The organism is Azospirillum sp. UENF 111221 (genome assembly GCF_058780625.1).
On record NZ_JBSNCH010000005.1, the window covers coordinates 513,102 to 539,678 of the forward strand.

Genomic DNA, 26,577 nt, shown 5'->3' on the forward strand with positions numbered 1-26,577 from the left:
AGCCATTCCGCGCGCCGGCATCCGTGGTCCCGTCCGGGATGCCGCCGGTCCCTTTCACCCAGGGATCGCTGTTCGGCGAGGCCGATGCCATCGGCTATGGTTCCGGACAGGTCTATGACGAGATGGTGAACGGCCAGGGCCGGCTGCGGCCGCACTGGCAGACCTTCATGAGTTCGCTGGGGCCGCTCGATTCCGAACAGATGGCGCAACGCTGGGAGGAAGCGCGGCGGCTTCTGCACCAGAACGGCGTCACCTACAACATCTACGGCGATCCCAACGGGATGGAGCGGCCCTGGCCGCTCGACATGATGCCGCTTCTGCTGCCGGCCCATGAATGGAAGGCCATCGAATCGGGGCTGATCCAGCGGGCGTCGCTGCTGAACGCCATCCTGACCGACATCTATGGACCGCAGACGCTGACCCGCTATGGCCGGCTGCCGCCGTCGGTAATCCATGCCGACCCCGGCTTCCGCCGCGCGGTCCATGGCATCCGGGTTCCGAACGACGTCCATCTGCATTTCTACGCCGTCGACCTCGCCCGTGCACCCGACGGTCGCTGGTGGGTGCTGTCCGACCGTACCCAGGCACCGAGCGGCAGCGGCTATGCGCTGGAAAACCGCGCGGTGATCGCCAAGGTCCTGCCCGACAGCTTCCGCCATTGCCAGGTGGAGCGGCTGAGCGGATTCTTCGACACCTTCAAGGAAACGCTTTTCTCCATCGCGCCGCGGACCAGCGCCGCTGGGCGGTTGCCGCGCGTGGTGCTGCTGACCCCCGGCCCCTACAACGAAACCTACTTCGAGCATGTCTATCTCGCCCGCTATCTCGGCCTGACCCTGGTGGAAGGGGCGGACCTGACGGTGCGCGACCGGACGGTCTATCTGAAGACTTTGTCCGGGCTGGAGCAGGTGGACGTGATCCTGCGCCGGCTCGACGCCGATTTCGCCGACCCGCTGGAGATGCGCGCCGACAGTTCGCTCGGCGTCGCCGGGCTGATCGAGGCGGTTCGGGCCGGCACCGTCGTGATGGCCAATGCGCTCGGCTCCGGCCTGATGGAATCGATGGCGATGAAATCGTCGCTGCCAACGCTGTGCCGCCATCTGCTGGGGGAAGAGCTGCGGTTGCCCGGCGTCGCCAGCTGGTGGTGCGGCAACGATGCGGAACGCGCCTACGTCATCGACCATCTCGACGGCCTGGTGATCAAGCCGGCTTTCCCATCGCTGTCCTTCGAGCCGATCTTCGGCGCCCAGCTGTCGGCCGCCGAACGCTCCGCCCTGACCGAGCGGATCAAGCGCCGCCCCTGGTATTTCGTGGCGCAGGAGCAGATGGCGCTCTCCACCGCCCCGGTCTGGCAGGATGGCCGGCTCCAGCCGCGCCCGCTGGTGCTGCGCGTCTTCCTCTGCGCCACCCCCAGCGGCGGCTATGCGGTGATGCCCGGCGGCCTGACCCGCGTGTCCAGCGAATCGGGACGGCTGGTCGTGTCGATGCAGAGCGGCGGCGGCAGCAAGGATACCTGGATCCTGGCGCCGCGGCGTGCCGACGTGGCAGCCAACCAACCTCGTCCGTCGGCGCTGGCAATGGAGCCGACGGCAAGCGGTGCGCGACCGTCCGCCAACGACTTGCCCAGCCGCGTCGCCGATGGCCTCTATTGGCTCGGCCGCTATGCCGAACGGGCGGAGGGGGCGCTGCGCCTGCTGCGCGCGACGCAAAGCCGTCTGATCGACAGCAACATGCCGGGCGCCACCTTGCAGCAACGCCCGCTGCTCGACCTGCTCGGCTCGCTCGGCATGATCCCCGCGGAACTGGCGCGGGTGACGGAAAGCGGCACCAGCCGCGGCCTGCGCGACGCGCTGCACGCGGCGGTGACGGACCCGGACCATCCGAACAGCCTGCGCGCCCAGGTTCTGAGGCTGCACCGCACCGCCTATTCGGTGCGCGACCGTCTGTCGATGGACATGTGGCGGGTGGTGTCGGCAATCGACCGCCAGACCCAGCAGCCGAAGGGACGCATGGACGCGGCCTCGCTGCTACTGCGGCTGGACGACGCGATGATCATGCTGGCCGCCTTCTCCGGCCTTGAACAGGATAGCATGACGCGGGGGGCCGGCTGGCGCTTCCTCGACATCGGCCGGCGGATCGAGCGGTCGCTGCATATGGTCGCGCTGATGCGCGGGGTCCATGTCGCCGATCTCGACCGCCAGGACGAGCCAATGCAGGCCGCCACCCTGTCGGTGCTGCTGGAGTTGGGCGAGAGCGTGATGACCTATCGCGCCCGCCACCTGACCAGCGTGCTGCGCACGCCTGTGCTGGACCTGCTGTTGGGCGAAGAAGCCAATCCCCGCGCGCTGGCGTTCCAGCTGGCGGCACTCGACCGGCACATGCGGGCGCTGCCCAGCCAGGGCGTCGGCACCGGGACGGACCCGACCGGCGGCGCGCTGGCCATCGTCGCCGCCGCGCGCAACAGCCTGGAACGCACCGACGCCATGGCCTCCAGCGAGGCGCTGCGCACGCTGCTGGACACGTTGGCGATGACGCTGCCGGACGTGTCGAATTTCCTGGCTCACGCCTATTTCAGCCATGCCTTCGCAAGATCGGCCTGACGCGATGACGCCTCCGCCCTCCGCTCCCGCTTCCGGCAGCAGCGGTCTTTCCACCCGCTATCGCCTGCGCCATGCCACAGCCTACGACTATGGCGAGGATGTGCCGATCTCCCACCATCTGCTGCACCTGACCGCCCGGCCGCACCCGCGCCAGCGTATCCGGCGCAGCCTGATGACCATCGACCCGGTCCCGGCCGTGCGGACGGAGCGGGTCGATTATTTCGGCAACACCGTCACCTACGTCGCCGTGCAGGAGCCGCACCGGACTTTCTCCGTCATCGCCGAAAGCGAGGTGGAAGTGTTCGATCCGCCCGCATTGGTGCCCGACGATTCGCCAGCGTGGGAGCATGTGCGCGACAGCCTGCGTGGCCTGACCGGGCCGGACGACGGCGCGGAGATCACGCAATACTGCTTCGACAGCGCGCTGGTCGCTTCCAGCCCCGAACTGCTGGATTATGTCCGGGGCAGCTTCACGCCGGCCCGTCCGGCGGTCGCGGCGGCCATCAGCCTGATGAACCGCATCAACCATGAGTTCGCCTTCGATCCCACGGCCACGACGGTCGCGACTCCGCTGGCGGCCGTGATGCGCAACCGCCGCGGCGTCTGCCAGGACTTCGCCCATATCGCCGTCGGCTGCGCCCGCGCCATCGGATTGCCGGCGCGCTATGTCTCGGGTTATTTGCGCACCCTGCCCCCGCCCGGCCAGCCGCGGCTGGTGGGCGCGGACGTCAGCCATGCCTGGGCCTCTGTCTGGTGCGGGGCAAGCGCCGGCTGGCTCGACATCTGCCCGACCAATGCCTGCGTCGCCAACCGCGACTTCATCACGATGGCCTGGGGACGCGATTACGACGATGTCAGCCCGGCCCGCGGCGTCCTGCTTGGCGGCGCCGGGCATGGCCTGACCGTCAGCGTGGACGTCGAACCGCTGGAAGACTGAAGGGAAACGCCTCAGGCCTCTAGGTCGGATCGACAATCACCTCAGCCAAATTGAGATGCTTGCGAGGCTGAGAAAGCCATTGAAGTGTATTTTCCTGCGGTCGTAGCGAGTGGCGAATCGCCTGAAGTGCTTGAGGCGGTTGAAACATCGCTCGATGCGGTTTCGATGTCTGTAGGCTTCGGCATCATGAGGAATGATGAGCTTGCGAGAGCGGTTGGAGGGGATGACGGCTTTGGCATTCATGGCGGCAATCGTCTCCCGCAAGGCATTGCTGTCATAGGCTTTGTCGGCGAGGACAGCGGCGCCGGACTGCCCTTCCAACAAGGCTTCGGCCTGAGTGATGTCGCCGACCTGTCCGGCGGTGACAATCAAGCGCAGAGGTCGGCCGAGCGCATCGGCCAGCATGTGGATCTTGGTGGTCAATCCTCCTCGGGAACGCCCCAGCGCCTGATCCTTGGCCCCCCTTTTCCGCTCGCCGCCTGCTGATGCGCACGCACGATCGTGCTATCGATCATCAGGTACTGGTTATCCCGGTCGGCAGTCAGCGCCTCGAACACCCGCTCCCAGACCCCGGCGTGGCACCAGCGGCTGAAACGGCGGTGGACCGTCTTCCACTTGCCATATCGTTCAGGCAGATCGCACCAGTGGGCGCCGGAACGGAGAACCCACAGGCAGCCATTGACGAACAGACGATTATCGCCACCCGAGCGGCCGGGATCGCCAACCTTGCCGGGCAGCAATCCTGAAATCCGTGCCCATTGGGAATCCGTCAGTTCGTAGCGTTTGATCCCCATCGACAGCTCCGCCTCAAAATAGCGGAAACCCATGAATCACAACTCAGTCCCGATGGGAACCATGAATGTCGATTGGGCCTAGCGGTATGCCCAGCATACGGTGCAGCGTGGTGCAGATGGTGCGCGGGTTGACCGGCTTGCTGAAGATCTCCAACGGCTTCCAGCGCTCCTGCTTCAGGTCGCTGTCCTCCGTCAGGTAGCCGGTCATCACCACCACCGGCAGGGTGGTGTCGCGTTCACGGATTTCCCGGATCAGCGTCTCGCCATCCATGCGCGGCATGCGCAGGTCGGTCACCAGCGCGTGGATCCGCTCGCTGGCAAAGCGCTCCAGCGCCTCCGCCCCATTGGCGGCGACGGTCACCCGGAAGCCCTTGAAGGACAGGAAGTCCTCCAGCGCCATGGCTGCCAGCACCTCGTCCTCCGCGATCAGGATATGGAACCGATCAGGCATGCGAGAACTCCCTGTCGACTGAGGAGACCGGCTGGCTCGGCAGCGTGATGGTGAAGCGGACGCCGCGGCCTCCCCCCTCCAGATCGACGTTGCGCGCTTCGATCCGCCCACCCATGCTGTCGATGATTCCATAGCCGATCGACAGCCCCAGGCCGGATCCCTTGCCGACCTCCTTGGTGGTGAAGAAGGGATCGAATATCTGTGGCAGCACCGCGGGATCGATCCCACCGCCATCGTCGGTCACCTGGATGACCACGCTATGCCCGTTGGGATCGTCGCCGACCGCCACCATGATGCGTCCCGCTGCTCCACCCGTTGCACGAAGCGCGATGATCGCATCGCGCGCGTTCGAAAACAGGTTGAGGATCACCTGCTCCAATTCAAGTGGCCGTCCGGATACCGCCAGTTGCGCCGCCCAGCCTTTCTCGACGATCTCGATGTCTTCCTGACGATATTGATGGCGGACAAGCTCGACCGCACTCTGAACGCAGTCGGCGGGATGGAAGGAGCGCATGCTGCCGCCGTCCCGCCGGCCAAAGGTGCGGACATGGTCGATCAGCTTGCCCATGCGCTCGGTCTGCTCGATCACCAGCTTCAACGCCTTCTCCGCGCGAGCGGGTTCGAGCAGATTGTCATGCAGCCGGGCCAGGGTGTTTTCCGTCCACAGACGGATGATGTTCAACGGCTGGCTCATCTCGTGCGCCATGCCGGCAGCCAGCGTGCCCAGCGTCGCCAGCTTGGAGGTTTGGATCACCTCTTCCTGCAAGCGCTTGCGTTCGGTCACGTCGCGGCCGCTGCCGAGGATCTGGACGACCCGGCCGGCGGCGTCCTTGACCGGCACCAGCATGGTGTGGAAGACGCGCTGGCCGGCCGGCATGTCCAGCGTCTCTTCGTAATCGATGGCTTTGCCGCTGTCGCGGCAGGAGGTGTAGCGGGGAATGACCAGATCGGCCAGTTCCGGCTTCACCGCATCCCGGACACGGCGATCGCGCATCTGTTCGGGGTCCAATCCGCCGATCCGCGCCAATGCCGGGTTGATGGCTTCATAGGCGAAGTCACCGTCGGGAAGAACCTGGACGATGAACAGCGCCTCGCCCAGGTTGTTGAAGAAGCCCGAATAGCGGGCCTCCATTTCGCGCCGGGTCGCCACCTCCAGCGCCAGCGCGCGGTTGCTGGCCTCAAGCTCCCGCGGGCTGGGCAGGGCCAGCAGGCGCGGCATCAACCACCAGAGCGCCGCCGCCGTCGCCAGCGACGCGAAGGCGGTAATCAGCTTCACCAGACCTTCGAGCACATAGTCGGGTGTCCACAAGGTCCAGACCGACAGGAAATGGGTGGTGCCGCAGGCGATGATGAACAGCGCAAACAGCAGCGCCATCCAGCCGAAGGCCACGTCGCGGCGGCGCATCACGAAATAGATCAGGGCCACCGGAATCGAGAAATAGGACAGGCCGATCAGTACATCCGACGCGACATGCAGCATCAGGATGTCGGGGCGCCAGAGCAGGCAGACCCCATGGGGAACGAAACCGCCGGTGTCCAGAAGCTCTTCCAATCCCACGGCCATGTCCGCCTCTTTCCCAACGGTGCCCGTCCGACGGAGGACGTTGATTATGCGTCGAAACCATCTGACACATCGGCACACGTTCCGCCACCGGACCGACTCCGTCAAGCCGTCAATCCGCTAGGGTGGGTCTTTGAGATTTCTCTACTGAAAGGACGCCCGCTCCGCGGCCAAGGCCACGTGAGCGGGCGTTCGCGTCACGCGGCGGTGTGGACCTTGCGGTTCTGCTCGCGTGTCTTCAGGAAGCGCAGCGCCGGGAAATCCTCCTGTGCGCGGTTCAGGTGCCAGGCGTTGCGGGCGAGGAACACCAGCGCGCCGTCATGGTCCTCGGCCAGGGCCGAGCGGTTCAGCTCGATGAACTTTTCCAGCTGAACCTTGTCGTCGGTCTCGACCCAGCGGGCGGCGTCCAGCCCGGCACCCTCGAATCGAGCGGCGATGCCGTACTCCGCCTCGATGCGCGAGGCCAGAACCTCGAACTGCAGCTGGCCGACGACACCGACGACCCAGTCGGCGCCGGTCAACGGCTTGAACACCTGCGACGCGCCCTCTTCGGCGAAATGCTCCAGCGCCTTGCGCAGGTGCTTCACCCGCATCGGATCGTCGGGGCGGACACGCTGCAACAGTTCCGGCGCGAAGCTCGGCACGCCGGTGAAGCGCAGATCCTCGCCCTCGGTCAGCGTATCGCCGATGCGAAGGCTGCCATGGTTGGGGATGCCCATGATGTCGCCGGGCCAAGCCTCCTCCGCAACCTCGCGGTCGCGGGCAAGGAACAGGACGGCGTTGTTCACCGCCATCAGCTTGCCGGAGCGGATGTGCTTCAGCTTGGCACCGCGCTTGTAACGGCCGGAGCAGAGACGGACGAAAGCAATGCGGTCGCGATGGTTCGGGTCCATGTTGGCCTGGACCTTGAACACGAAGCCGGTGACCTTCTCCTCGTCCGGCTCGACGGTGCGCGGATCGGCGGGCTGCGGGCGCGGCGGCGGGGCATTCTCCGCCAGGCCCGACAGCAGCTCGCGCACGCCGAAATTATTGATGGCGGAGCCGAAATAGATCGGAGTCAGATGGCCGGCGCGATAAGCCTCCAGATCGAAGGCCGGCATCAGGCCGCGCGCCATCTCCACCTCTTCGCGCAGCTTGGCGACGGCGTGGGCGGGAAGCAGTTCGTCCAGACGGGGATCGTCCAGGCCGTTGCACTCGATGCCCTCGTCGATCTCGTCGCCCTTGCTGCGGTCCATCAGGATCAGCCGGTCGCGGATCAGGTCGTAGCAGCCCAGGAAATCGCGGCCCATGCCGATGGGCCAGCTTGCCGGCGTGACCTCCAGCGCTAGCGCGCTCTCGATCTCCGAGATCAGGTCGAAGGGATCGCGCGCCTCGCGGTCCATCTTGTTGCAGAAGGTCATGATCGGCACGTCGCGCAGACGGCAGACCTCGAACAGCTTCAGCGTCTGCGCCTCGATGCCCTTCGCGCCGTCGATCACCATCACCGCACTGTCGACCGCGGTCAGCGTGCGGTAGGTGTCCTCCGAGAAGTCCTCGTGGCCCGGCGTGTCGAGCAGGTTGAATGTACGCCCGTCGAAATCGAATGTCATGACGGAGGCGGTCACCGAGATGCCGCGCTCGCGCTCCACCTTCATCCAGTCCGACTTGGCGCGCCGCTGCTCGCCGCGCGCCTTGACGGCACCGGCCATCTGGATGGCACCGCCGAACAGCAGCAGCTTTTCCGTGAGCGTGGTCTTACCGGCGTCGGGGTGCGCGATGATGGCGAAGGTCCGACGGCGGGAGACGGCGTCCTGAAGTTCGGACATGCGCAGAATCCCGTGACTTGAAGGCGTTATACGGTACGAACGGCGAAAGGGCCGGCAGGCGAAACACGCCCATCGGCCCCCGTCGCATTACATAGCAGTGACTGCCCTGGGATTCCAGAGCCTTGGGATCGGCCCCTGGGATCGACCTTGGCCGGTCGCCTTACAGCGCCAGCTCGGCGATCTGCACCGCGTTCAGGGCGGCGCCCTTCAGCAGCTGGTCGCCGCAGACGAACAGGTCCAGGCCATGGTCGCCGAAGACGATGTTGGTGCGGATGCGGCCGACCTCGACGTCATACTGGCCGGTGGCGTTCAGCGGCATCGGGTAGGCGCCGTTGGCCGGATCGTCCACCACCTTCACGCCGGCGGCATCGGCCAGGACGGCACGCGCGGCGTCGGGCGTGACCGGCTGGATGGTCTCCAGCGTGATGGCCTCGGAATGGGCGCGGTAGGTCGGGATGCGGACGGCGGTGCAGCTGAGCGGCAAATCCGGAACCTCCATGATCTTCCGCGTCTCCCACGTCACCTTCATCTCCTCCTTCGTGTAGCCGTTCTCCTGGAAGGCGTCGATCTGGGGGATCAGGTTGAAGGGGATCGGGTGGCGGAACACGCTGTTGGTGACCGGCTTGCCGTCCAGCTGGTTGCGCGTCTGCTCTTCCAGCTCGGCCATGCCCTCGGCGCCGGCGCCGCTGGTCGCCTGATAGGTGGAGACGATGGCGCGCTTGATGCCGAAGGCCTTGTGCAGCGGACCGAGCGCCACGACGGCGATGGCCGTGGTGCAGTTCGGGTTGGCGATCAGGCGCGACCCGGCGGCGTACGCCTCGCGGAAGACGTGGGCGTTGATTTCCGGAACGATCAGCGGGATGTCGGCGTCGTAGCGGAAGGCGGAGCTGTTGTCGATCACCAGCGCGCCGGCCGAGGCCAGATCCTTGGCATGCGCCTTGGCGAAATCGCCCGACACAGCCAGCAGGACAACGTCGTACCCCTTCACCACCGCGGCATCGAAAGCCGTCAGGGTCAGGGCGCCATAGGGGGTGTCCTGAACCTTGCCGGCGGACCGCTCGGAGGCGAACAGGCCGAGTTCGGCGACAGGGAAGTTGCGGTCGTGAAGGACCTTGACCATCTCGCGGCCGACGGCGCCGGTGGCGCCGACCACGGCGACGCGGAGGGACTTGGAAGAAGCGGAGGCGTTGCTGCTGCTCATGGCGGGGTTCCGTCCTGTCTATCGCACTGTTGATCGGACCGGCCTATCGGTCGTTCGGACAGCGGACCCCGGATACGACGAGGCCCCGTCCGTTGTCCGGCGGGGCCTGCCTCGTGGAAGAAACGCTGGTCGATCCGATCAGCACGCACCACGACGCTGCCCGCCGAAGCGAGTCGCTTTTTTGGTCGTAGTGGTGGTGATGGCCTTGCGGTTCATGACGCCTTCTTATCCGAACGCGCAGGCATTGTAAAGCGCCTGCGCGTTCGCCCTTTCAGAAATTACCGGCTTTACCGGAAGCCCTCGCCGTCATGGCTCGGCTTGACCGGGTGTACGTCCCAGACCTCTCCGGCATACTCGTTGACCGTACGGTCGGACGAGAACCAGCCCATGCTGGCGGTGTTCAGGATGGCCTTGCGGGTCCATTCCTCCGGGTCGCGGTACAGCTGCATCGCCGCGTCCTGCGCCCGGCAATAGTCGGCGAAGTCCGCCGTCACCAGGAAATGGTCGCCGCCGTCGGTCAGCGCCTGGACGATGGGGTGGTAGCGGTTGCGGTCGTCCGGCGAGAAGGCGCCGGTCGAGATCATGTCGAGCGCCCGCTTCAGGCTGGGGTTCGACGCGATCACCTCGCGCGGGTTGAAGCCGCCGCTGGCGCGCAGGTCGTTCACCTCATCCGCGGTCATGCCGAAGATGAAGATGTTGTCCGCCCCTACATGCTCGCGGATCTCGACGTTGGCGCCGTCCAGCGTGCCGATGGTCAGCGCGCCGTTCAGGGCCAGCTTCATGTTGCCGGTGCCCGACGCCTCCATGCCGGCGGTGGATATCTGCTCCGACAGGTCGGCGGCCGGGATGATGATTTCCGCTGCGGTGACGTTGTAGTTCGGCAGCAGCACGACCTTCAGGTTGTCGTGCACCGATGGGTCGTGGTTCACCACCTTGGCGACGTCGTTGATCAGTTTGATGATCAGCTTGGCCATGTGATAGGACGGCGCCGCCTTGCCGGCGAACACCTTGGTCACTGGAACCCAGCTGACCGTCGGATTGTCGCGCATCTCGTTGTAAAGCGCGATGGTGTGCAGCACGTTCAGCAGCTGGCGCTTGTACTCGTGCATGCGCTTGACCTGCACGTCGAAGATGCTGTCGACCAGCACCTCCTCGCCGGTCTGGCGGGCGATGTAGGCGGCCAGACGCTTCTTGTTCTTGCGCTTGGCCCGGCGGAATTCCTCGCGGAACACCATGTCGTCGGCCTTCTCGCGCAGTGCCGCGATCTGCGACAGGTCGGAGATCCAGCCCTCGCCGATGCGGGTGGTGATCAGCTCCGACAGGGCCGGGTTGGCCTGCTTCAGCCAGCGGCGCGGGGTGATGCCGTTGGTCTTGTTGTTGATGCGGTCCGGGAATTCCTCGTGGAAGTCGGCGAACACCGTCTGCTTCATCAGATCGGTGTGCAGGGCCGACACGCCGTTGACCTTGTGCGAACCGAGGAAGGCCAGGTTGCCCATGCGGACGCGGCGCTCGCCGCGCTCATCGATCAGCGACAGGCGCGACAGCTTGGCGTTGTCGCCTGCGGCCTTGGCCTTGGTGCGGTTCAGGAACTTGGCGTTGATCTCGTAGATGATCTGCATGTGGCGCGGCAGCACCCGCTCGATCATCCGCACCGGCCAGGCTTCCAGCGCCTCGGGCAGCAGCGTGTGGTTGGTGTAGGCAAAGGTGGCGCGGGTGATCTCCCACGCGTCGTCCCAGCGCAGGGCGTGCTGATCGACCAGCAGGCGCATCAGTTCGGCGATGCCAATGGCCGGGTGGGTGTCGTTCAGCTGGATCGCCGCCTTGTTGGGCAGGTTCTCGAAGGTGGTGTGGTGCTGCAGATAACGGCGCAGGATGTCCTGCAAGGACGCGGAGGTGAAGAAATACTCCTGCTTCAGCCGCAGTTCCTTGCCGGTCTCCGTCGCATCGTTGGGATAGAGGACGCGGCTGAGATTCTCCGACAGGATCTTCTGCTCGACCGCCTTCATATAGGCGCCGTCGTTGAAGTGGCCGAAGTTGAAGTCGCGGGTGGCGCGGGCCGACCACAGGCGCAGCGTGTTGATCGTCTCGCCGCCGAACCCGACGACCGGCGTGTCATAGGCCATCGCCAGCACGCGGTCGGCATCGACCCAGCGGTAGGCGCGCTCGCCGACGCTGTCGCGGAACTCCTCGACGCGGCCGTAGAACTGGACCGGATACAGCACCTCCGGACGGGCAAATTCCCAAGGGTTGCCGAATTGCAGCCACTGTTCGGGATATTCGACCTGCCAGCCGTTCTCGAAGCGCTGCTCGAACAGGCCGAACTCGTAGCGGATGCCGTAGCCGTAGCCCGGCAGGCCCTGCGAGGCCATGCTGTCGAGGAAACAGGCGGCCAGGCGGCCGAGGCCGCCGTTGCCGAGCGCCGCATCCGGCTCGGCGTCGACCACATCCTCCATCGACAGGCCGAGGCGGTCGAGCGCCTGACGGCACTCGTCCACGATTCCCAGGTTCGACAGGCTGTTGGTCAGCAGGCGCCCGATCAGGAATTCCAGGGAAAGGTAATAAACGCGCTTGGCGTCTTCATGGTAATAGCTGCGGGTCGTGTCCATCCAGCGGTCGACGACGCGGTCGCGCACGGCCAGCGCCACGGTGTGGAACCAGTCGCGGCGCGTGGCGGCGCGGGCATCCTTGCCGACCGAATAAACCAGCCATTCCAGGAACGACCGTTTGAGGCCATCGACATCAAGGCTGCGGCGTTCGATGTCGCGAGATTTGAACCGAGCGTCCATGTCCTGACTTTCTGCGTGAAAGGCCAATAGGAGCGGGCGGCTGGAAGGACGGCGCTCCGTATATGGGGGAAGTGTCTGCCCTGTTGGTTAAGCAAAGCTTTCCCAGATGGAGCATACCGTCGTTTCGCTGTGGTAAAAGGGAGTAGGTTGTCATCCCCTCCCCTATTTCCCACCAACGATGCGTCACGAATCCGATCCTGTCCACTGCGATGCAGCATGCATCGGCATCCGCCGCGCCGAAATGGCCGATATTCCTGCGCTGCTGGCGATCGAGGAGCAGAGCTTCGCGACCGACCGGATGACGCAGCGCAACTTCCGTTACGCGATCCGGCAAGCAAAAGGTATGGTGCTTGTGGCATACCGCCAAGTACCGAAGGTGCAGGAAGCGTCGCTTGCCCATCAGCCCGGTGACTATGGGCCCAGTGCCTATGGTGTTGTCGGTTTCCACGCCGGGACGCCCTTCGCCCGGCTGACCTCCTTCGCCGTGGCCCCCGACAAACGCGGGCAGGGACTCGGCCGCAGCCTGCTCGCCGCCCTGGAGAAAGCCACCGCCAACCATGGCTGCCGCGGCATGAGGCTGGAGGTGCGGGCGGACAATGCTGCGGCAATCGCCCTCTATACTGCCGCCGGCTACCGCCGTTTCTCCGTCTATCCGGATTATTACGAGGACGGAATGGCGGCGCTGCGCTTGGAAAAGCTGCTGAGTCCCGGCCACTGACTGTTGCAGGGTCGCACCGGCATCCGCATTCGATGGTGGTAAGCCCGGCAAGCTGAACCTGGACCGGAATCGCTGGATTCTGCCACCGATGTCACTCTTTCCGAATCCTGCGGTGGAACATCCCCGGCGCACGGTGCGTTTAGCTCCCGACACGATCAACGACGGGCAACAACGGGACCGCCTCAATGACGCCACCGCCGACCGGATCGTTCCGCAACACCCCGCAGGGGCAGCCGACCCGCGCCGGATGACGGGCCGGCCCCTGGGCAGCCGGGAGACCATCCCCAGGATGCCCTGAACGCCCGCACCCTGAACGCTCAAGATCGAAAAAGCACTGTCAGCCCTTCGAACCGGCGCCGCCGCCCGTGCGCGCCGGAAAGCCCAACGCCGTCCCCGCTCCGCGCCCCGCCTGACCGCGACGGGTGCCGCCGCCGACCAGGCCGGCGGGAGACGCACACAGACCGTGGAGGAAGGAAAGACCATGGCGTACTCGTTCGAGAACGAACTGATCCGCTGCATGCCGAACCTGCAGCGCTATGCCTGCAAACTGACCCGTGACGCCAACGCCGCAGAGGACCTGCTGCAGGACTGCTTGGCCCGCGCCTTGTCGCGCCAGCATCGTTTCGAACCCGGCACCAACATGCAGGCATGGCTGACCACCATGCTGAAGAACCTGCACTTCAACAACCTGCAGCGCGACCGCCATGTGACGAAGGTGGAGCTGTGGGACGGCGCCATGTCGGTCGATGCGGCGCAGATGTCGAGGTTGGTTTTCCGCGATGTCGACCGCGCTTTTTCCTCCCTCACCCCCAGCCAGCGCAAGGTCGTCAAGCTGGTCGCCATCGAAGGGCGTCCTTATCAGGAAGCGGCGGAGACGCTGAATGTGTCGATCGGCACCATCCGCTCGCGCCTGTGCCGGGCGCGGGAACGGTTGAACAACCTGATGACCGCCTGATCCACCGGAAATCCTCCACGTCGGCGCCACGTCAGCGCCAAATCGGTCATGAACGCCCTCCGCAGTCCCCTGCGGGGGGCGTTCGCGTATACCCGCCGGGGCCTGGAGACACCGACAGCGTCGGATGACCAGGGGGAAGCTCCGGTGCCGCTGGCGTCGAGGCCTTCCACCTGCTGTCCGTCAGCCATTCACAACGGTGCCGCCATTCGGGTGCAGCACCTGACCGGACATATAAGAAGAGTCATCGGACGCCAGGAACACATAAGCCGGCGCCACCTCGTCCGGTTGGCCGGCGCGCTTCATCGGCACGTTGCTGCCGAACTTCTCCACCTTCTCCTCGTCGAAGGTGGATGGGATCAGCGGGGTCCAGATCGGACCGGGCGCCACCGCGTTGACGCGGATGCCGCGGTCGGCCAGCGACATCGACAGCGACCGGGTGAAGGCGACGATGGCCCCCTTGGTCGCGGAGTAGTCCAGCAACTCCGGACTGCCCTTGTAGGCCGTGACCGACGTGGTGTTGATGATGCAGCCTCCCTCGCGCATGTGCGGCAGCGCGGCCTTCACCATATGGAATTGGCCGAAGATGTTGGTGCGGAAGGTGCGCTCCAGCTGTTCGGCGGTGATGTTCTCGATCGATTTCTGCGGATGCTGTTCGGCCGCGTTGTTGATGACGATGTCGATGCGGCCATGCTCGCCGACAAGCTGCTCCACCGCCTTGCGGCAGATCTCCTCGTCGCCGACGTCGCCGCTCAGGATGGTGCAGGGTTGACCTTCGGCTTCGACCAGCCGGCGGGTCTCACGGGCGTCGTCATCCTCGTTCAGGTACAGGATGCCGACCTTCGCACCCTCACGGGCGTACAGCACGGCGATGGCCCGTCCGATGCCGCTGTCGCCGCCGGTGATCAGCGCAACCTTGTCACGCAGCTTGCCACTGCCGCGATAGCCGGGCCGGGTTTCGGAGGGCTGCGGTACCATGGGACCTTGATGGCCGGGCCGGGTGTCCTGATGCTGGGGCGGCTGCCTGCTTTCCTGTTGAGCCATAGGGATTCTCCTTGGTTGGCAAGCCGTTCGGGTATGGATGGGATGAGTTGCACATTCACAACAAACCCCAATGCACGGCGTTCCTCACAGAAGAGCGCCGGAACAATCGGCGACATTGCCTTGTTACTTGGCCGGGCGACGCGAAAGAGGATGGCAGTGCCGGATTGCTCGCCTCGAAAGTGAGCAATGATCGCGCCGTTTGTCGGACTGGTATGGCGGAGGATCATGCCCATAAGATGGGATAGGGGTCCTTTCGGCCGAACCGTCCGCCAGCGGTGGAGCCACCGGACGTGTCACGGTTGATCGTGTCCCAGGGGAGAACCCCGGCGACCCATCCGGGAACGACAGAGATGAAGCGTGTAACGATGACCGATATAAACGCCTATCTGGACGGCGCCCTGGACGACCGGGAGCGTGCCGAATTCGAGAGCGTGGTCGAGAGCGATCCCGACGCCAAGGCGCTGCTCGCTCAGCATCGCCAGCATGTCGAGGAGCTTCATCGCCTTTACGACCCAGTCCTGAGCGAAGAGGTGCCCTCCCGAATGCTGGAGCTGCTGCGCAAGCGGAACGGCTGACGGCCCTCCGGCGCGCCCCGCGTTATTTTCTCTCCGTCCGGCAGCACATTGCGCTATTGCATGCGGCAGGCCCATCTTTGGGGGAGGGGCCGGTTCGGACGGATGAAGCATGGCGCCCAGACGAGCGGAGCCGAGCATCCTGCTCGGCCCAATCCTGTACTTCCGTGGAGAACAGCGCGACCGCTGGTGGCTGTCGGCGCTGTTCGTTCTGGATGGGGATGTCGAGCCCGACGATCTGCGGGTGGACGGTGTCACCCTGCCCGTCCCGCCGCGTCACCTGATGGTCTGGCGCCGCCGCCAAGTCTGGCGCTTCGACTTCGCCGTTCCCCGCGGCATGCGCGACACCGATGTCACATACGGTTTCCCTGGCGGTCCCCGCTGGAACGTGATCGTTCCGGGCCGTCATTCATTTCCCCGCCTCGCTATTCTTTACGGAAGCGGAACGAGTGAAGATGCCGGTCCCGACGCCAATGCGCCGACCGCTCTCTGGCCGGACCTGATCTCCCGGCATACCGCCGACCGCTATCACCTGTTGGTTCAGGCAGGCGGGCAGATCGATGGCGACGCGGTGATGTCAGCCTCCGCCCAGGCCCGGGGATTGCTGACGGATGCCTCCCGACGGCTCGGCCCCGCCCTGCCCGGTGTGGCGGAGGAGCTGATGACCGCCGGCTTCGACCGGATGCTTCGGGTCTGGAGCGGTGCCGCCGCGGCGTCGGCGCTGGCCTCCATTCCGTCGGTGATGATGTGGGATGGCGCCGATCTCGGCCGTCTGCTGGCGGGCGCCTGGAGCGGCCGGGATGAGGGCGACTCCACATCGCGCAGCCTGCGTCCGTTGCTGATGGCGGTGCGGCGTCAGGTCCAGCTGTTCCAGACCGGGTCGGTGGCGGACAACCCGCCGGATTGCCTGTGGGGGTCCGCCTGCGGAACGCTGGCGCAGGGCTTCGTCCTGGGCGAAGCCGGCCTTCTTGCCCTCGATCTGTGGACCGACCGCAACAGCCGGCGCCTGCTGTCCGAACGGGACTGGAGCCTGCTGCCCGATTGGCTCGACCGCTTCGCCGGATGCCGGCATCTGATCCTGGTCAGCGGTGGGCCGCTTTTGTCTCCAGCCGCCGCCTTGCTCGACCGCCTGGGAAGCGCAATCCCGGACCGGATGCGCAACCGACTTGGCGACCGGCTGGGAGACCGTTTGTCGTCGACCGGACGCCATGCCGATTGGGAGCGGATGCTGCGCACCCTGGGCGATTTTTCCCGGCGAAGTGGCTGCCGAATCACCGTCGCATCGCGTGGCCTTGCAGACGGAGCGGGAGCGCGGGGCGTGCTGCGCGGTGGCGGGCTGGAGATGTGGCAGCTCTTTACCCCCACATTCACCGCAACCGGCCGGCCGGTCGGCTGGCGCTCGCGGCTTGCGGAACCACTGGCGATCCGCCCCGACCATCCCCTGCCGGCCCACCGATTCGAGATGCCGCCCTTTGCGGAAAACGGGCGACGCCTGCTGCGGGGGGCCGGATGGATCGCATGCAGCTTCGATTCGAAGGGTCAGCTGCATGTCCGCTGGTGCCTGCCCGGCGATGGCGGCCGGTACACCCAAGCCATCTGATTAGGGGCATCCGCCAAAGAGAATGTCGAGGTTTGCGGCGCCTCTCCTACGGCGCCGCCCGCTCCACCACGAACAGCAGGCCGGGAACCGGCACGCCTTTCTCCCGGCGCGGAGTGCAGGACTCCATCAGGCGGATCGTGAACCCGGCCATGCCCGCAGTTTCCCGGACATAGCCCTCGGCATGGGCATACCGCCGGGTGGCGCCGAGGACAAAGGGATCGACCGCCGCTTCGTCGGCCAGACGCTCCACGGTCGCGGCGAAACGGCCTCCCGGCGCCAAAGCGCGGGCCGCCGCGGCGAAGACGGCTGCGAGATCGCCGATATAGACAAGGACATCGGCGGCGACCAGCAGGTCCCAGCCGCCGGGCGTCCGCTCCATCGCCTCCACCACGTCGCCGACACTCAACTCATCATAGAGCATGCGCTGGCGCGCCTTCTCGACCATCCTCGGCGACAGATCGACCCCGGCCAGATGTGCGGCAAGCGGTTTGAAGGTCACCCCCGCCAGCCCGGTGCCACAGCCGAGATCGAGAATCCGCAATGCCGCGGCCCCGGGCATCGCCCGGTCGACCGCAGAGCGCAGCAGGTCCGGCGCCGCATAACCGAGCTTGCCGACCAGAATCCTGATCGAAGCGGTCGGCATAGCGGTCGAACAGGGCGCGGACATAGGCGGCCGACAGGTCGGCTCCCTCCCCGGCTTCCAGGGCGGCGATCGACCGTTCGATCGCCGCCGCCTCTTCCCCCTCCGCGCGGTCCCGGGCGTGACGGAGGGCATCCAGGGCCTTCACCGGTTCACGAAGGACAAGCCAGCTGCGCCCCAACGCATGATGGACAGCCGGATCGCCCTCGTACCGGCGGGCGAGCGGCTGAAGCAGTTCGACCGCCGCCAGTGCATCGCCGGAAGCGGTCAGTGCGTCGGCCAGTGCCAGCACGGCATCGCGGTCGTTGGGGCGCAGAGCCACTGCCTCCCGGAACTCCTCCAACGCCTCGTCTGACCGGCCAAGTTCAGCGAGGCAGCGGCCGAGCCCGAGTCGGACCTGCGCCGAATCGCTGCGCTCCGCCGCCAGACTGTGGAAAAGCGCATGTGCAGCATTGATTTCGCCGCACTGCCGCAGCGCATCGGCAAGCATCGACCGCCATCCCCAGTTCCCCGGCTCAAGCGTGACGGCGCGCCGGAAACAGGCTGCGGCCTGCCCCGCCGGACCATGTCCGCCTTCGGCTTCGGCCAGTGCGGACCATGCTTCGCCGTTGGCGGGGTCGACAATGACGGTGGTACGGAATGCCAGCCCGGCACCGGCATGATCCCCGGCATAGAGCCGGTCATATCCATCCCGGAACATTTGATCGAGATTGTAGATTTGCGGCTCGTCGCCGAAGGAGGGATCCGCTGACACGGATGAATGTCCTCTGGTGTCGGGCTTCGGCCAGGGAGATGCCGCCGGCCCGGAGAACCCGCCTCCGCCCGCCATCGGGCCGTCCCGGGCGACGCTGCGGCTCCGCCAATCCCCAGGCATCCGAGTCCCGGGAAATAAGGCGGCGGAGTTTACTGCCGCAACATGCTGCGCTGCGCAAGGGGGGAACGAAAATCCTTCCGAAGTGTGATTCCGGCGACACGCGGTCGCAGTAGCCCTATTTGCGGACCCTGTTCAAAAGGATAGCGGACCCAGCTTGGCTAACCCTATCGTTATCGCCGGGAAATGTGGCAATTCAATGGCTTATTACCCATGTCGAAGGGCCTAAGCCGTCCGTTTCGGAGCCCGGCGTGACATCTGCCGGACGAAAGCTGTGGTATTACCAGGGTGCAAGCGGGTTGACGATGGATCAAATTTTTGGAAGTGTGGCCCCGGCGCCCAATTGGGAGGCGCTGAACATCTGGGTAGGAGGCGGTCGCCGTAAGCAACTCGGTGACCGGAACAACGGCCCCGCGCGGGGGGTCAAACAGCCGCCGTAGAACACGGGGCGACAGCAGAAGGAGGTTTGGGATGCGGGGACGAAATCAGCGCGTAGGCGCCACAGGGTGTGGACGCTTCGCACTGGCTGCGGGACTGCTGACGGCTTCCATGGCTGTCCTGACCGTTTCCGGCACGGCCCAGGCCCAAAGCGCGACCCAGTCGAAGGAAAGCTGCGTCACCCACGCAGTGGAAGCCGAGCAGAAGCTGGGCATTCCGTCCGGCATGCTGGTCGCCATCGCCCTGATTGAGAGCGGCCAGGACGGCGCGCCCCACCCCTTCGCGATGAGCGTCCAGGGTCGCCCCTATTATGCCCGCAACGTCAGCGACGCTGCCCGCCACCTGCGCGACCATCGCGGCCAGCTTCGCAGCAACACCTATGTCGGTTGCATGCAGCTTTCGGTCGCGTCTCACCGAGGCGAGTTCCAGCCGCTGGAAAAGATCGTCGAGCCGCGTGACAACGTGTTTTACGCCGGCCAGCTTCTCGTCCGCTTCCACGGCGAGGAAGGCAACTGGAAGACCGCGCTGACCCGCTACAACGGCAGCTCGGGCCGCCGCGCCCAGGCTTATGTCTGCAAGATCTGGCAGAGCCTGTCCGAACTGGACACGCAGAGCGCCAAGCTGCTCGCCTCCTCCCGTTGTGAAGACAGCGATCCCGTCAGTGTCGCCCCGCGCACCCGCCGCAGCTTCCGCAATGCCCAGCAGGTCGCGGCCATCAACTGACAGCCGACCAACCGATAGCCGTGCTGCGTGAAGGCAGCCGTGAGAGCGCTGGCGCGGCGCTGTCGGATCGGGTAAACCCCGACGCATGAACTACCGCCATATCTTCCACGCCGGCAACCCGGCCGACGTGATGAAGCACGCCGTCCTGGCGCTGATCCTGGATCATCTGCGCGCCAAGCCGGCGCCTTTCTGCGTGCTCGACACTCACGCCGGGATCGGCCGCTACGACCTGACGTCCGAAGCGGCCCGCAAGACGGCGGAGAGCGACGAGGGCATTGGCCGGCTGTTCGGCCATTCCCTTCCGCACCCTGCCCTGGCACCCTATCTCGGCGCCGTGCAGGCGCTGAACCCGGACGGGGCTCTGCGCTGGTACCCCGGTTCCCCCCGCGTCGCCCGCGCGGCCCTGCGCCCGCAGGACCGCATGGTGCTGGTGGAGCTGCACCCTGACGACGCCCACACACTGAAGGCCGAATTCGCCGGAGACCGCGCCGTCGCCGTCCATCAGTCGGATGCCTACGCAGCGCTGAAGGCCCATCTTCCGCCCAAGGAAAAGCGCGGGCTGGTCCTGATCGACCCGCCCTTCGAGCAGCCAGACGAGTTCGCCCGCATGGCGGAAGGGCTGGCGCTGGCGCACCGCCGCTGGTCCACCGGCATCTTCGCCCTGTGGTATCCGATCAAGGAACGCGCGGCTGTCTGGCGGTTCCAGGATGCGGTGGAGAAGACCGGCATTCCGAAAGTGCTGATCGCCGAACTGACCTGGCACCCCGAAGACACCCATCTTCGGCTGAACGGCTCCGGTCTCCTGATCGTCAATCCGCCCTGGCAACTCGACGAGACGCTCAAGGCGATGCTGCCGGCCCTGCACGACGCCCTGCCTTCCACCGGCGGCGGCACGGCGGTCAGCTGGCTGACGCCCGAGGCGTCGTAAGGAAAGCCAATTCGGGGGAAAGCCGGTCCAAGCGCAGAAAAAACCCCGGTCTTGTCGGGCCGGGGTTCAGTCAGGATGGAGACCGTTCGTTATCGATGACGTGCCGTCATCGGCGGCGCGGTGGTCAGAACCGGCGCTCCGCCTGCTGTGCCGCACCTTCCAGTCGGGCATTCAGCTTGCCGATGGCGGTGTTGGCGGTGTTGGCCGACAATTCGGAGATTTTCACGCTGCGGCTGAGGACCAGTTGCATGTTGTCCTTCAGCATGCGGCTCTGCGCGGCGTAGAAATCGGGGACGCTCCGGCTGCGCATCAGGGCGTTCATGCCCTCCGCGTTGCGGGAAGCGACCTCCTGGGCCAACCCCATCCATTCACGCCAGGCATTTTGGAGACCGTCGGCCAGCACGCTGCTGCACTGGGCCATGACGTCCATGGTCTCACGAGTCTGGCTCGCGACCTCGCCCTGGGCTTCCTTGGACAGGCCCAGAGCGCGCTGGAACTGCTCCGACGTACGGCCGGCGGCATCGGTGGCGGAACCCATCGCCGACCTGGCGGCTTCCGCGCCACGGCGGGTCATGTCGGCCCCGGCATCCATCGCCCTCTGTCCGGCATCCAGACCGGCATCGGCAGCGTGGACTCCCGTTTCCGTCGCGGCTCCACCGATCGAGCGCGCGGCATCGGCGGCGCGGCGGGTGGTGGTCTCGCCGGCGCGCGTCAGATCGTCGAGCGCGCCCCTCGCCAGATCGGCGGTGTCGCGCACACCGGGTGTGGTGTCCTTGTCCATAGCCATGCGGGATGCTCCTCGAATATTTTCGTCCGGGATGACGCTTCGTCCCATATCTCGCGTCGGCCATTTATGCTGCACCGCCGAACGAGTTCATTCCTATAACACCAGGAAAACAGAACGTTCCAGGACGCAAAATAATATCGCCGCACACTTTCTTTCGAGGTATGCGATATTTTGAAATCGAACTGTCTTTTGTGTGAAACAGTTCTTATTCGATTTGATCCATCTTAATCAGCGCCGTTATCCGGAGCGGCTCTGCTTTCCAAACCGCGCCTGAATTTCCCCGGCAATGCCGCGGCGGAAGACCAGCACGCAAACGACGAAGATGCAACCGATCACCACCGGCACGGGAAGGCTTGTCGCCGCCAGATAATTCTCCAGTGTCACCACCAGAGCAGCTCCGATCACCGGCCCGGTCAGCGTGCCCATGCCGCCCAGCAGCGTCATCAGCACCACCTCGCCCGACATCTGCCACGTGACGTCGGTCAGCGTCGCCAATTGGAACACAATCGCCTTGGTGCCACCGGCCAGCCCGGCCAGCGTCGCCGACAGGACGAAGGCCATCAGCTTGTAACGCTCGGTGCGGTAGCCCAGGGAAATCGCGCGCGGTTCGTTTTCGCGGATCGCCTTCAGCACCTGCCCGAAGGGCGAATGCACGGTCCGCCAGATGATGGCAAAGCCGATCAGGAAAACGCCCAGCACCGTATAGTACATCGCCAGCGGGTTGTTCAGGTCGAAGACTTCGAACAGCACGCCGCGCGGAACCGCCTGGATGCCATCCTCGCCATGGGTAAAGGGCAATTGCAGGGCGAGGAAGAACACCATCTGGCTCAGCGCCAGCGTGATCATGGCGAAATAGATGCCCTGGCGACGGATCGCGATGCTGCCGAACAGGATGCCGAGGAACGCCGAGGCCGCGGTGCCAAGCAGAATCCCCAGTTCCGGCGACAGTCCCCACACCTTTACCGTATGGGCTGTGACATAGGCGGCGCTTCCGAAGAAGGCGGCGTGACCGAAGCTGAGCAGACCGCCGAAGCCGATCAGCAGGTTGAAGGCACAGGCGAACAGGGCGAAACACAGCACCTTCATCAGGAAGACGGGATAGAGCAGAAAGGGAACCGCCAGCAGCGCCACCAGCACGGCAAGGGCGCCGACCCGCGCCAGCGTCGACCCTGCAGCCGGCGCATGCACGGCCTTCCCGGATGCCTGGACGCCGCTTTGCGAATGAAGGCTCATGCGCTCACCTCTCCCGTCCGAACAAGCCGGCTGGCTTGATCATCAGCACCACCGCCATGATGACGAAGACCACGATGTTGGAGGCCTCCGGGTAGAACACCTTGGTCAGCCCCTCCAGCAGGCCAAGCCCATAACCGGTCAGCACGGCACCCAGGATCGACCCCATGCCGCCGATCACCACCACGGCGAAGACCACGATGATCAGGTTCGATCCCATCAGCGGTGACACTTGGTAGATCGGCGCCGCCAGCACGCCGGCAAGCCCGGCCAACGCCACGCCGAAGGCGTAGGTCAGCGTGATCATCCGCGGGACATTGATGCCGAAGGCCTGGACCAGCACCGGATTTTCCGTCGCCGCGCGCAGATAGGCGCCCAGCTTCGTCTTCTCGATGGCGATCCAGGTGCTGATACAGACAATCAGGGAGGCGACGACCACCCAGCCGCGATAGTTGGGCAGGAACATGAAGCCGAGATTCTGCCCGCCCTTCAGCGCGTCGGGGATAGGGTAAGGCTGCCCCGAGACGCCATACTGGTGGCGGAACGCGCCCTCGACGATCAGCGCCAGCCCGAAGGTCAGCAGCAGGCCGTAGAGATGGTCCAGCTTGTAAAGCCGCGACAGCAGCGTTTTTTCCAGAACCACCCCGAACAGCCCGACGACAAGCGGCGCCAGCAGCAGCGCCCACCAGTAACCGATGCCAAGCTGGGTCAGCAGCAGCCACGCGACGAAAGCGCCCATCATATAAAGCGCGCCATGGGCGAAGTTGATGACGTTCAACATGCCGAAGATCACCGCCAGCCCAAGGCTGAGCAGCGCGTAAAACGATCCGTTGATCAACCCCAGCAGAAGCTGGCCGAACAGCGCCTGGGGCGGAATGCCGAAAATCGTTCCCATCATGAGCGTCGCTCTCCCCAACGGCATCCCCGCCGAACCGGTCCCCCAGGACCGCCGCGGCGGGGATCCCGCTCCGTCACGTCATGGCTTTGTACCGGCCGGCCATCAGTTCGGCACCGTCATTTCGGCAGCTTGCAGCCGCTCTCCTCGAAGCTTGCGAAGGCTTCCTTGCCGGGGATGGTGCGCAGGATTCTGGTAATAGTCCCAAGCACCCTTCGAATTCGGACGGCTTCTTCACGCGGGCCAGATACATATCGTGGACCATGCGGCCGTTCGGCAGGATGGTGCCGTTCTTGGCGAACATGTCGTTGACCGGCATCTCCTTCATCTTGGCGGCGACGGCCGGGCCGTCGTCGGTCCCTGCGGCCTCGATGGCTTTCAGATAATGACGGACGGCGGAATAGCTGCCGGCCTGCACCATCGTCGGCATCTTGCCGTAGCGGTCGAAGAACTTCTTGGACCAGGCGCGCGATTCGTCGTCGCGGTCCCAATAGAAGCCGGTGGTCAGCACCAGATCCTGGGCGACCTGAAGCCCCAGCGCGTGCACGTCGGACAGGAAGATCAGCAGGCCGGCAAGCTTCTGCTGGCCGCCCTGAGTCAGGCCGAACTCCGACGCCTGCTTGATCGAGGTGATGGTGTCGCCGCCGGCATTGGCGAGGCCGACGATCTTGGCGCCCGACGCCTGCGCCTGGAGCAGGAAGGAGGAGAAGTCGGCGGAGTTCAGCGGCGCCTTCACCGAACCGACCACCTTGCCGCCCGCCTTCTTCACCTCGACCGAGGTGTCGGCCTCCAGCTGATGGCCGAAGGCGTAATCGGCGGTGATGAAGAACCAGCTGTCGCCGCCTTCCTTCACCATCGCCTGACCGGTGCCGACGGCCAGAGCGTGGGTGTCGTAGGGCCAGTGGAAGCCGGTGGGGGAACAGGCGTCGCCGGTCAGACGCGAAGTGGCAGGACCTTCCATCAGGAAGATCTTCTTCTTCTCCTTGGTCACTTCCTGTACGGCCAGTGCCACGCCGGAATTGGGCACGTCGACGATCACATCGACGCCGTCCTGGTCGATCCATTGGCGGGCGAGGTTGGCACCGATGTCCGGCTTGTTCTGGTGGTCGGCAGAGATGATCTCGATGGGCTTTCCGAGAATCTTGTTGCCGAACTCCTCCGCCGCCATGCGGGCGGCAATGACCGATCCCTCACCGCCGAGGTCGGCATAGAGGCCCGAACGGTCATTCAGCACACCGATCTTGACCATGTCACCGGACAGCTTGCCCTGCTGGGCCAAGGCAGGCCCGGTGGACGCGACACCGATCGTCAGGGCAGCAAGGGCGGCACCGGCCAGAAGACGTGCGATCATGCGTGAATTCCTCCCCCTCAGCGTTGCATTGCGCATAGTGCGGGCGCCCGTCCGGATTGGATCGCTCGGATCTTTTTGTCCGGCGGGTCCCGGACGGTCGTTCCGGCCTGTCCATTTGGTTTCATCGGAAACCGTCAGACCGTGCGCGCCGTCCATTCCCGTCCACTATGCAGGGGCATCGTCTTGTACGGAAAGCTGAATTTCAGCTTCACAAACAATTTTCATCAAGGATCGGCCGAAACACCCGCTTTTTCCATTCGGCGGTGTATGGAGGCGTCCGGCGACGGTTCGGCGGACTGCCGGCGGCGGTCGATCCGCTGCATGATCGGCGTCACCGTGGTGCCGTGAACGAGAATCGAGAGCAGCACGATCAACCCGGTGATCGCCCACAGCGCGTTCGGCACATCGAATTCCGCAGCGTTCAGCGCATAGGCGATGTAATAGATGCTGCCCATGCCGCGGATGCCGAAGAAACCGATGGCCAGCTTCTCGCCGACCGGCATCTCCACGCCTGTCAGCCCGACCACCCCTGCCACCGGACGCACCAGAAGCAGGATGACCACCGCCGCACCCACGGCGCTCCAGGACAGGGCGTCGATCAGGCCATGCGCAATCGTCCCGCCGAACAGCACCAGCATGATCATCATCATAAGTCGCTCGGTCTGCTCGACGAAGTCGTGCAGGCGCTCGTGATATTCACTGTTGCGCTCCGCGTCGCGCAGGGCGAGCGCGGCGACGAAGACGGCGACGAAACCGTATCCGCTGGCCAGCTCCGTCAGGCCATAGGCGATCAGCGTGATGCCGAGCGATACGAACCCGTCACCGGTCCGTGACAGGTTGGCACGGTTCGGCACCCGAAAAGTGACATAGCCGAGGAACCGCCCGACCAGCCAACCGACACCGACTCCGGCAATCAGCTTCCAGATCACATCCAGCAGCACCCAATGTTCCAGCAGGTTCCAGGGCGGGTTCCCGTTGAGCAGAGCCACGCCGATGGCGAGATGGACGAAGGGAAAGGCCAGACCGTCATTCAGCCCGGCTTCGGACGTCAGGCTGAACCGGATCTCGTCCTCCTCCCCTGATTTCGGCGGGCCGACCTGGATGTCGGAGGCGAGGACCGGATCGGTCGGCGCCAAAGCCGCCCCCAGCAGAATCGAGGCCGGGAGTGGAAAATCGAGCCAGTACCAGCCGATCAGGGCGATCATGAGAATCGACAAGGGCATGGTGATGCCCAGCAGGCGCCACGTGATGATCCAGCGCCGCCAACCGATGCGGCGGTCCAGCTTCAGCCCCGCACCCATTAGGGAAATGATGACGATCAGTTCCGTCAGCCGCTCGGTCGCTTCCGGAAAGGCCAGCGGCTCGGGGTTTTCCAGTTCCAGCGTTCCGAAGACCAGAAAGCCCAAACCGACGCAGATGATCGGCAGGGAAAGCGGCAATTCCCTCAGGACCATCGGCAGCCACGCCACCAGCAGGATCAGGAATCCCAGCCCCACCAACATGACCGTGTAAGACATGCGCCGCCCATTGCCATGATCGCTCCGGCACGGCAAGAGGGCCGCGCCAAGGCCAATCCACGACAACGCATGAAGTCGCGAATGGGTTCAGCTCACACGCAAGAAGGCTTGCGGAATGGACGGTGAAGGTGCCGGCTCAATCGGTCTCGCTTCCCTGCCCCGACTGTAAGGCCGCAATG

The 26,577-nt window shown here is 65.3% G+C and carries 20 protein-coding genes and 2 pseudogenes; 8 read left to right on the forward strand and 14 right to left on the reverse strand.

Annotation, left to right across the window (positions count from 1 at the left end):
- The first annotated feature begins 38 nt into the window (after window positions 1-38).
- A complete protein-coding gene (locus tag ACWPN3_RS16825) occupies window positions 39-2,597 on the forward strand; it encodes a circularly permuted type 2 ATP-grasp protein (protein WP_109446268.1) in 2,559 nt (852 codons plus the stop codon).
- Between the two features lie 4 nt (window positions 2,598-2,601).
- Window positions 2,602-3,534, forward strand: a complete 933-nt coding sequence (locus ACWPN3_RS16830) for a transglutaminase family protein (RefSeq protein WP_492240560.1) — start codon at window positions 2,602-2,604, stop codon at window positions 3,532-3,534.
- Between the two features lie 36 nt (window positions 3,535-3,570).
- Here ACWPN3_RS16830 and ACWPN3_RS16835 read toward each other — a convergent pair.
- From ACWPN3_RS16835 to ACWPN3_RS16860, 6 genes are all read right to left on the reverse strand, one after another.
- Window positions 3,571-4,328, reverse strand: a protein-coding gene (locus ACWPN3_RS16835; RefSeq protein ID WP_492241372.1) for an IS5 family transposase whose coding sequence is annotated in 2 segments (ribosomal slippage) — window positions 3,571-4,004 and window positions 4,004-4,328 — 759 coding nt in all. Because the reading frame shifts where the segments join, the coding sequence is not laid out codon by codon here.
- Window positions 4,329-4,371: 43 nt separating this feature from the next.
- Window positions 4,372-4,779: a response regulator gene (locus ACWPN3_RS16840; RefSeq protein ID WP_492240561.1), complete on the reverse strand. Its 408-nt coding sequence runs from the start codon at window positions 4,777-4,779 to the stop codon at window positions 4,372-4,374.
- Window positions 4,772-6,343 carry a sensor histidine kinase gene (locus ACWPN3_RS16845; protein WP_492240562.1) on the reverse strand — a complete coding sequence of 524 codons (1,572 nt, stop codon included), beginning with the start codon at window positions 6,341-6,343 and terminating at the stop codon, window positions 4,772-4,774. The genes ACWPN3_RS16840 and ACWPN3_RS16845 overlap by 8 nt, the downstream gene beginning before the upstream one ends.
- A gap of 194 nt (window positions 6,344-6,537) precedes the next feature.
- Complete coding sequence (locus ACWPN3_RS16850; RefSeq protein ID WP_109051546.1) at window positions 6,538-8,145, reverse strand: peptide chain release factor 3; 1,608 nt, start codon at window positions 8,143-8,145, stop codon at window positions 6,538-6,540.
- A 160-nt stretch (window positions 8,146-8,305) separates the two neighbouring features.
- The gene (locus tag ACWPN3_RS16855; protein ID WP_492240563.1) at window positions 8,306-9,346 is read right to left on the reverse strand and encodes an aspartate-semialdehyde dehydrogenase; all 1,041 of its coding nucleotides are present in this window, start codon (window positions 9,344-9,346) and stop codon (window positions 8,306-8,308) included.
- 287 nt (window positions 9,347-9,633) lie between these two features.
- Window positions 9,634-12,132 (reverse strand): glycogen/starch/alpha-glucan phosphorylase, encoded by a 2,499-nt coding sequence (locus ACWPN3_RS16860; RefSeq protein ID WP_492240564.1) that lies wholly within the window; start codon window positions 12,130-12,132, stop codon window positions 9,634-9,636.
- Window positions 12,133-12,373: 241 nt separating this feature from the next.
- Here ACWPN3_RS16860 and ACWPN3_RS16865 point away from each other — a divergent pair, with 241 nt between their 5' ends.
- Both ACWPN3_RS16865 and ACWPN3_RS16870 read left to right on the forward strand, forming a co-directional pair.
- Window positions 12,374-12,850: a GNAT family N-acetyltransferase gene (locus ACWPN3_RS16865; protein ID WP_492261600.1), complete on the forward strand. Its 477-nt coding sequence runs from the start codon at window positions 12,374-12,376 to the stop codon at window positions 12,848-12,850.
- Between the two features lie 481 nt (window positions 12,851-13,331).
- The gene (locus ACWPN3_RS16870) at window positions 13,332-13,805 is read left to right on the forward strand and encodes a sigma-70 family RNA polymerase sigma factor (protein ID WP_085089358.1); all 474 of its coding nucleotides are present in this window, start codon (window positions 13,332-13,334) and stop codon (window positions 13,803-13,805) included.
- Between the two features lie 180 nt (window positions 13,806-13,985).
- Here ACWPN3_RS16870 and ACWPN3_RS16875 read toward each other — a convergent pair whose 3' ends face one another.
- A complete protein-coding gene (locus ACWPN3_RS16875; protein WP_492240566.1) occupies window positions 13,986-14,846 on the reverse strand; it encodes an SDR family oxidoreductase in 861 nt (286 codons plus the stop codon).
- A gap of 365 nt (window positions 14,847-15,211) precedes the next feature.
- Here ACWPN3_RS16875 and ACWPN3_RS16880 point away from each other — a divergent pair, with 365 nt between their 5' ends.
- Together ACWPN3_RS16880 and ACWPN3_RS16885 are read left to right on the forward strand one after the other, a co-directional pair.
- Window positions 15,212-15,421: an anti-sigma factor family protein gene (locus tag ACWPN3_RS16880; RefSeq protein WP_247872967.1), complete on the forward strand. Its 210-nt coding sequence runs from the start codon at window positions 15,212-15,214 to the stop codon at window positions 15,419-15,421.
- Between the two features lie 109 nt (window positions 15,422-15,530).
- Entirely contained in the window at window positions 15,531-17,018 is a 1,488-nt protein-coding gene (locus ACWPN3_RS16885) for a hypothetical protein (protein WP_492240567.1), read from the forward strand.
- Between the two features lie 46 nt (window positions 17,019-17,064).
- On the opposite strand, the gene ACWPN3_RS16890 is transcribed toward ACWPN3_RS16885, so the two are convergent.
- Both ACWPN3_RS16890 and ACWPN3_RS16895 read right to left on the reverse strand, forming a co-directional pair.
- Window positions 17,065-17,793: a class I SAM-dependent DNA methyltransferase gene (locus ACWPN3_RS16890; RefSeq protein WP_492261601.1), complete on the reverse strand. Its 729-nt coding sequence runs from the start codon at window positions 17,791-17,793 to the stop codon at window positions 17,065-17,067.
- A gap of 55 nt (window positions 17,794-17,848) precedes the next feature.
- Window positions 17,849-18,532: pseudogene (locus tag ACWPN3_RS16895) on the reverse strand (tetratricopeptide repeat protein); the annotation flags it as partial.
- 546 nt (window positions 18,533-19,078) lie between these two features.
- On the opposite strand from ACWPN3_RS16895, the gene ACWPN3_RS16900 reads away from it, so the two are divergent.
- Both ACWPN3_RS16900 and ACWPN3_RS16905 read left to right on the forward strand, forming a co-directional pair.
- Window positions 19,079-19,690: a lytic transglycosylase domain-containing protein gene (locus ACWPN3_RS16900; protein ID WP_247872968.1), complete on the forward strand. Its 612-nt coding sequence runs from the start codon at window positions 19,079-19,081 to the stop codon at window positions 19,688-19,690.
- 85 nt (window positions 19,691-19,775) lie between these two features.
- Window positions 19,776-20,618, forward strand: a complete 843-nt coding sequence (locus tag ACWPN3_RS16905) for a 23S rRNA (adenine(2030)-N(6))-methyltransferase RlmJ (RefSeq protein WP_109446294.1) — start codon at window positions 19,776-19,778, stop codon at window positions 20,616-20,618.
- A gap of 124 nt (window positions 20,619-20,742) precedes the next feature.
- Here the strand turns inward: ACWPN3_RS16905 and ACWPN3_RS16910 are convergent, their stop codons facing one another.
- From ACWPN3_RS16910 to ACWPN3_RS16930, 5 genes and pseudogenes are all read right to left on the reverse strand, one after another.
- A complete protein-coding gene (locus ACWPN3_RS16910; protein WP_109446296.1) occupies window positions 20,743-21,405 on the reverse strand; it encodes a phasin family protein in 663 nt (220 codons plus the stop codon).
- Window positions 21,406-21,642: 237 nt separating this feature from the next.
- Window positions 21,643-22,638 (reverse strand): branched-chain amino acid ABC transporter permease, encoded by a 996-nt coding sequence (locus ACWPN3_RS16915; protein ID WP_109446298.1) that lies wholly within the window; start codon window positions 22,636-22,638, stop codon window positions 21,643-21,645.
- Window positions 22,639-22,642: 4 nt separating this feature from the next.
- On the reverse strand, window positions 22,643-23,530 hold the full coding sequence (locus ACWPN3_RS16920; protein ID WP_109452701.1) for a branched-chain amino acid ABC transporter permease: 888 nt from the start codon (window positions 23,528-23,530) through the stop codon (window positions 22,643-22,645).
- A gap of 119 nt (window positions 23,531-23,649) precedes the next feature.
- Window positions 23,650-24,881: pseudogene (locus ACWPN3_RS16925) on the reverse strand (ABC transporter substrate-binding protein).
- A gap of 224 nt (window positions 24,882-25,105) precedes the next feature.
- Window positions 25,106-26,398 (reverse strand): cation:proton antiporter, encoded by a 1,293-nt coding sequence (locus ACWPN3_RS16930; RefSeq protein WP_492240570.1) that lies wholly within the window; start codon window positions 26,396-26,398, stop codon window positions 25,106-25,108.
- Between the last annotated feature and the right edge of the window lie 179 nt (window positions 26,399-26,577).

Excerpts from the sequence above, each read along its gene's own strand:
- ACWPN3_RS16825 (WP_109446268.1), top strand. The coding sequence starts at position 39 with ATGCCGCCGGTCCCTTTCACCCAGGGATCGCTGTTCGGCGAGGCCGAT.
- ACWPN3_RS16830 (WP_492240560.1), top strand. The coding sequence starts at position 2,602 with ATGACGCCTCCGCCCTCCGCTCCCGCTTCCGGCAGCAGCGGTCTTTCC.
- ACWPN3_RS16840 (WP_492240561.1), bottom strand. The coding sequence starts at position 4,779 with ATGCCTGATCGGTTCCATATCCTGATCGCGGAGGACGAGGTGCTGGCA.
- ACWPN3_RS16845 (WP_492240562.1), bottom strand. The coding sequence starts at position 6,343 with ATGGCCGTGGGATTGGAAGAGCTTCTGGACACCGGCGGTTTCGTTCCC.
- ACWPN3_RS16850 (WP_109051546.1), bottom strand. The coding sequence starts at position 8,145 with ATGTCCGAACTTCAGGACGCCGTCTCCCGCCGTCGGACCTTCGCCATC.
- ACWPN3_RS16855 (WP_492240563.1), bottom strand. The coding sequence starts at position 9,346 with ATGAGCAGCAGCAACGCCTCCGCTTCTTCCAAGTCCCTCCGCGTCGCC.
- ACWPN3_RS16860 (WP_492240564.1), bottom strand. The coding sequence starts at position 12,132 with ATGGACGCTCGGTTCAAATCTCGCGACATCGAACGCCGCAGCCTTGAT.
- ACWPN3_RS16865 (WP_492261600.1), top strand. The coding sequence starts at position 12,374 with ATGGCCGATATTCCTGCGCTGCTGGCGATCGAGGAGCAGAGCTTCGCG.
- ACWPN3_RS16870 (WP_085089358.1), top strand. The coding sequence starts at position 13,332 with ATGGCGTACTCGTTCGAGAACGAACTGATCCGCTGCATGCCGAACCTG.
- ACWPN3_RS16875 (WP_492240566.1), bottom strand. The coding sequence starts at position 14,846 with ATGGCTCAACAGGAAAGCAGGCAGCCGCCCCAGCATCAGGACACCCGG.
- ACWPN3_RS16880 (WP_247872967.1), top strand. The coding sequence starts at position 15,212 with ATGACCGATATAAACGCCTATCTGGACGGCGCCCTGGACGACCGGGAG.
- ACWPN3_RS16885 (WP_492240567.1), top strand. The coding sequence starts at position 15,531 with ATGGCGCCCAGACGAGCGGAGCCGAGCATCCTGCTCGGCCCAATCCTG.
- ACWPN3_RS16890 (WP_492261601.1), bottom strand. The coding sequence starts at position 17,793 with ATGCCCTCCGTCACGCCCGGGACCGCGCGGAGGGGGAAGAGGCGGCGG.
- ACWPN3_RS16900 (WP_247872968.1), top strand. The coding sequence starts at position 19,079 with ATGGCTGTCCTGACCGTTTCCGGCACGGCCCAGGCCCAAAGCGCGACC.
- ACWPN3_RS16905 (WP_109446294.1), top strand. The coding sequence starts at position 19,776 with ATGAACTACCGCCATATCTTCCACGCCGGCAACCCGGCCGACGTGATG.
- ACWPN3_RS16910 (WP_109446296.1), bottom strand. The coding sequence starts at position 21,405 with ATGGCTATGGACAAGGACACCACACCCGGTGTGCGCGACACCGCCGAT.
- ACWPN3_RS16915 (WP_109446298.1), bottom strand. The coding sequence starts at position 22,638 with ATGAGCCTTCATTCGCAAAGCGGCGTCCAGGCATCCGGGAAGGCCGTG.
- ACWPN3_RS16920 (WP_109452701.1), bottom strand. The coding sequence starts at position 23,530 with ATGGGAACGATTTTCGGCATTCCGCCCCAGGCGCTGTTCGGCCAGCTT.
- ACWPN3_RS16930 (WP_492240570.1), bottom strand. The coding sequence starts at position 26,398 with ATGTCTTACACGGTCATGTTGGTGGGGCTGGGATTCCTGATCCTGCTG.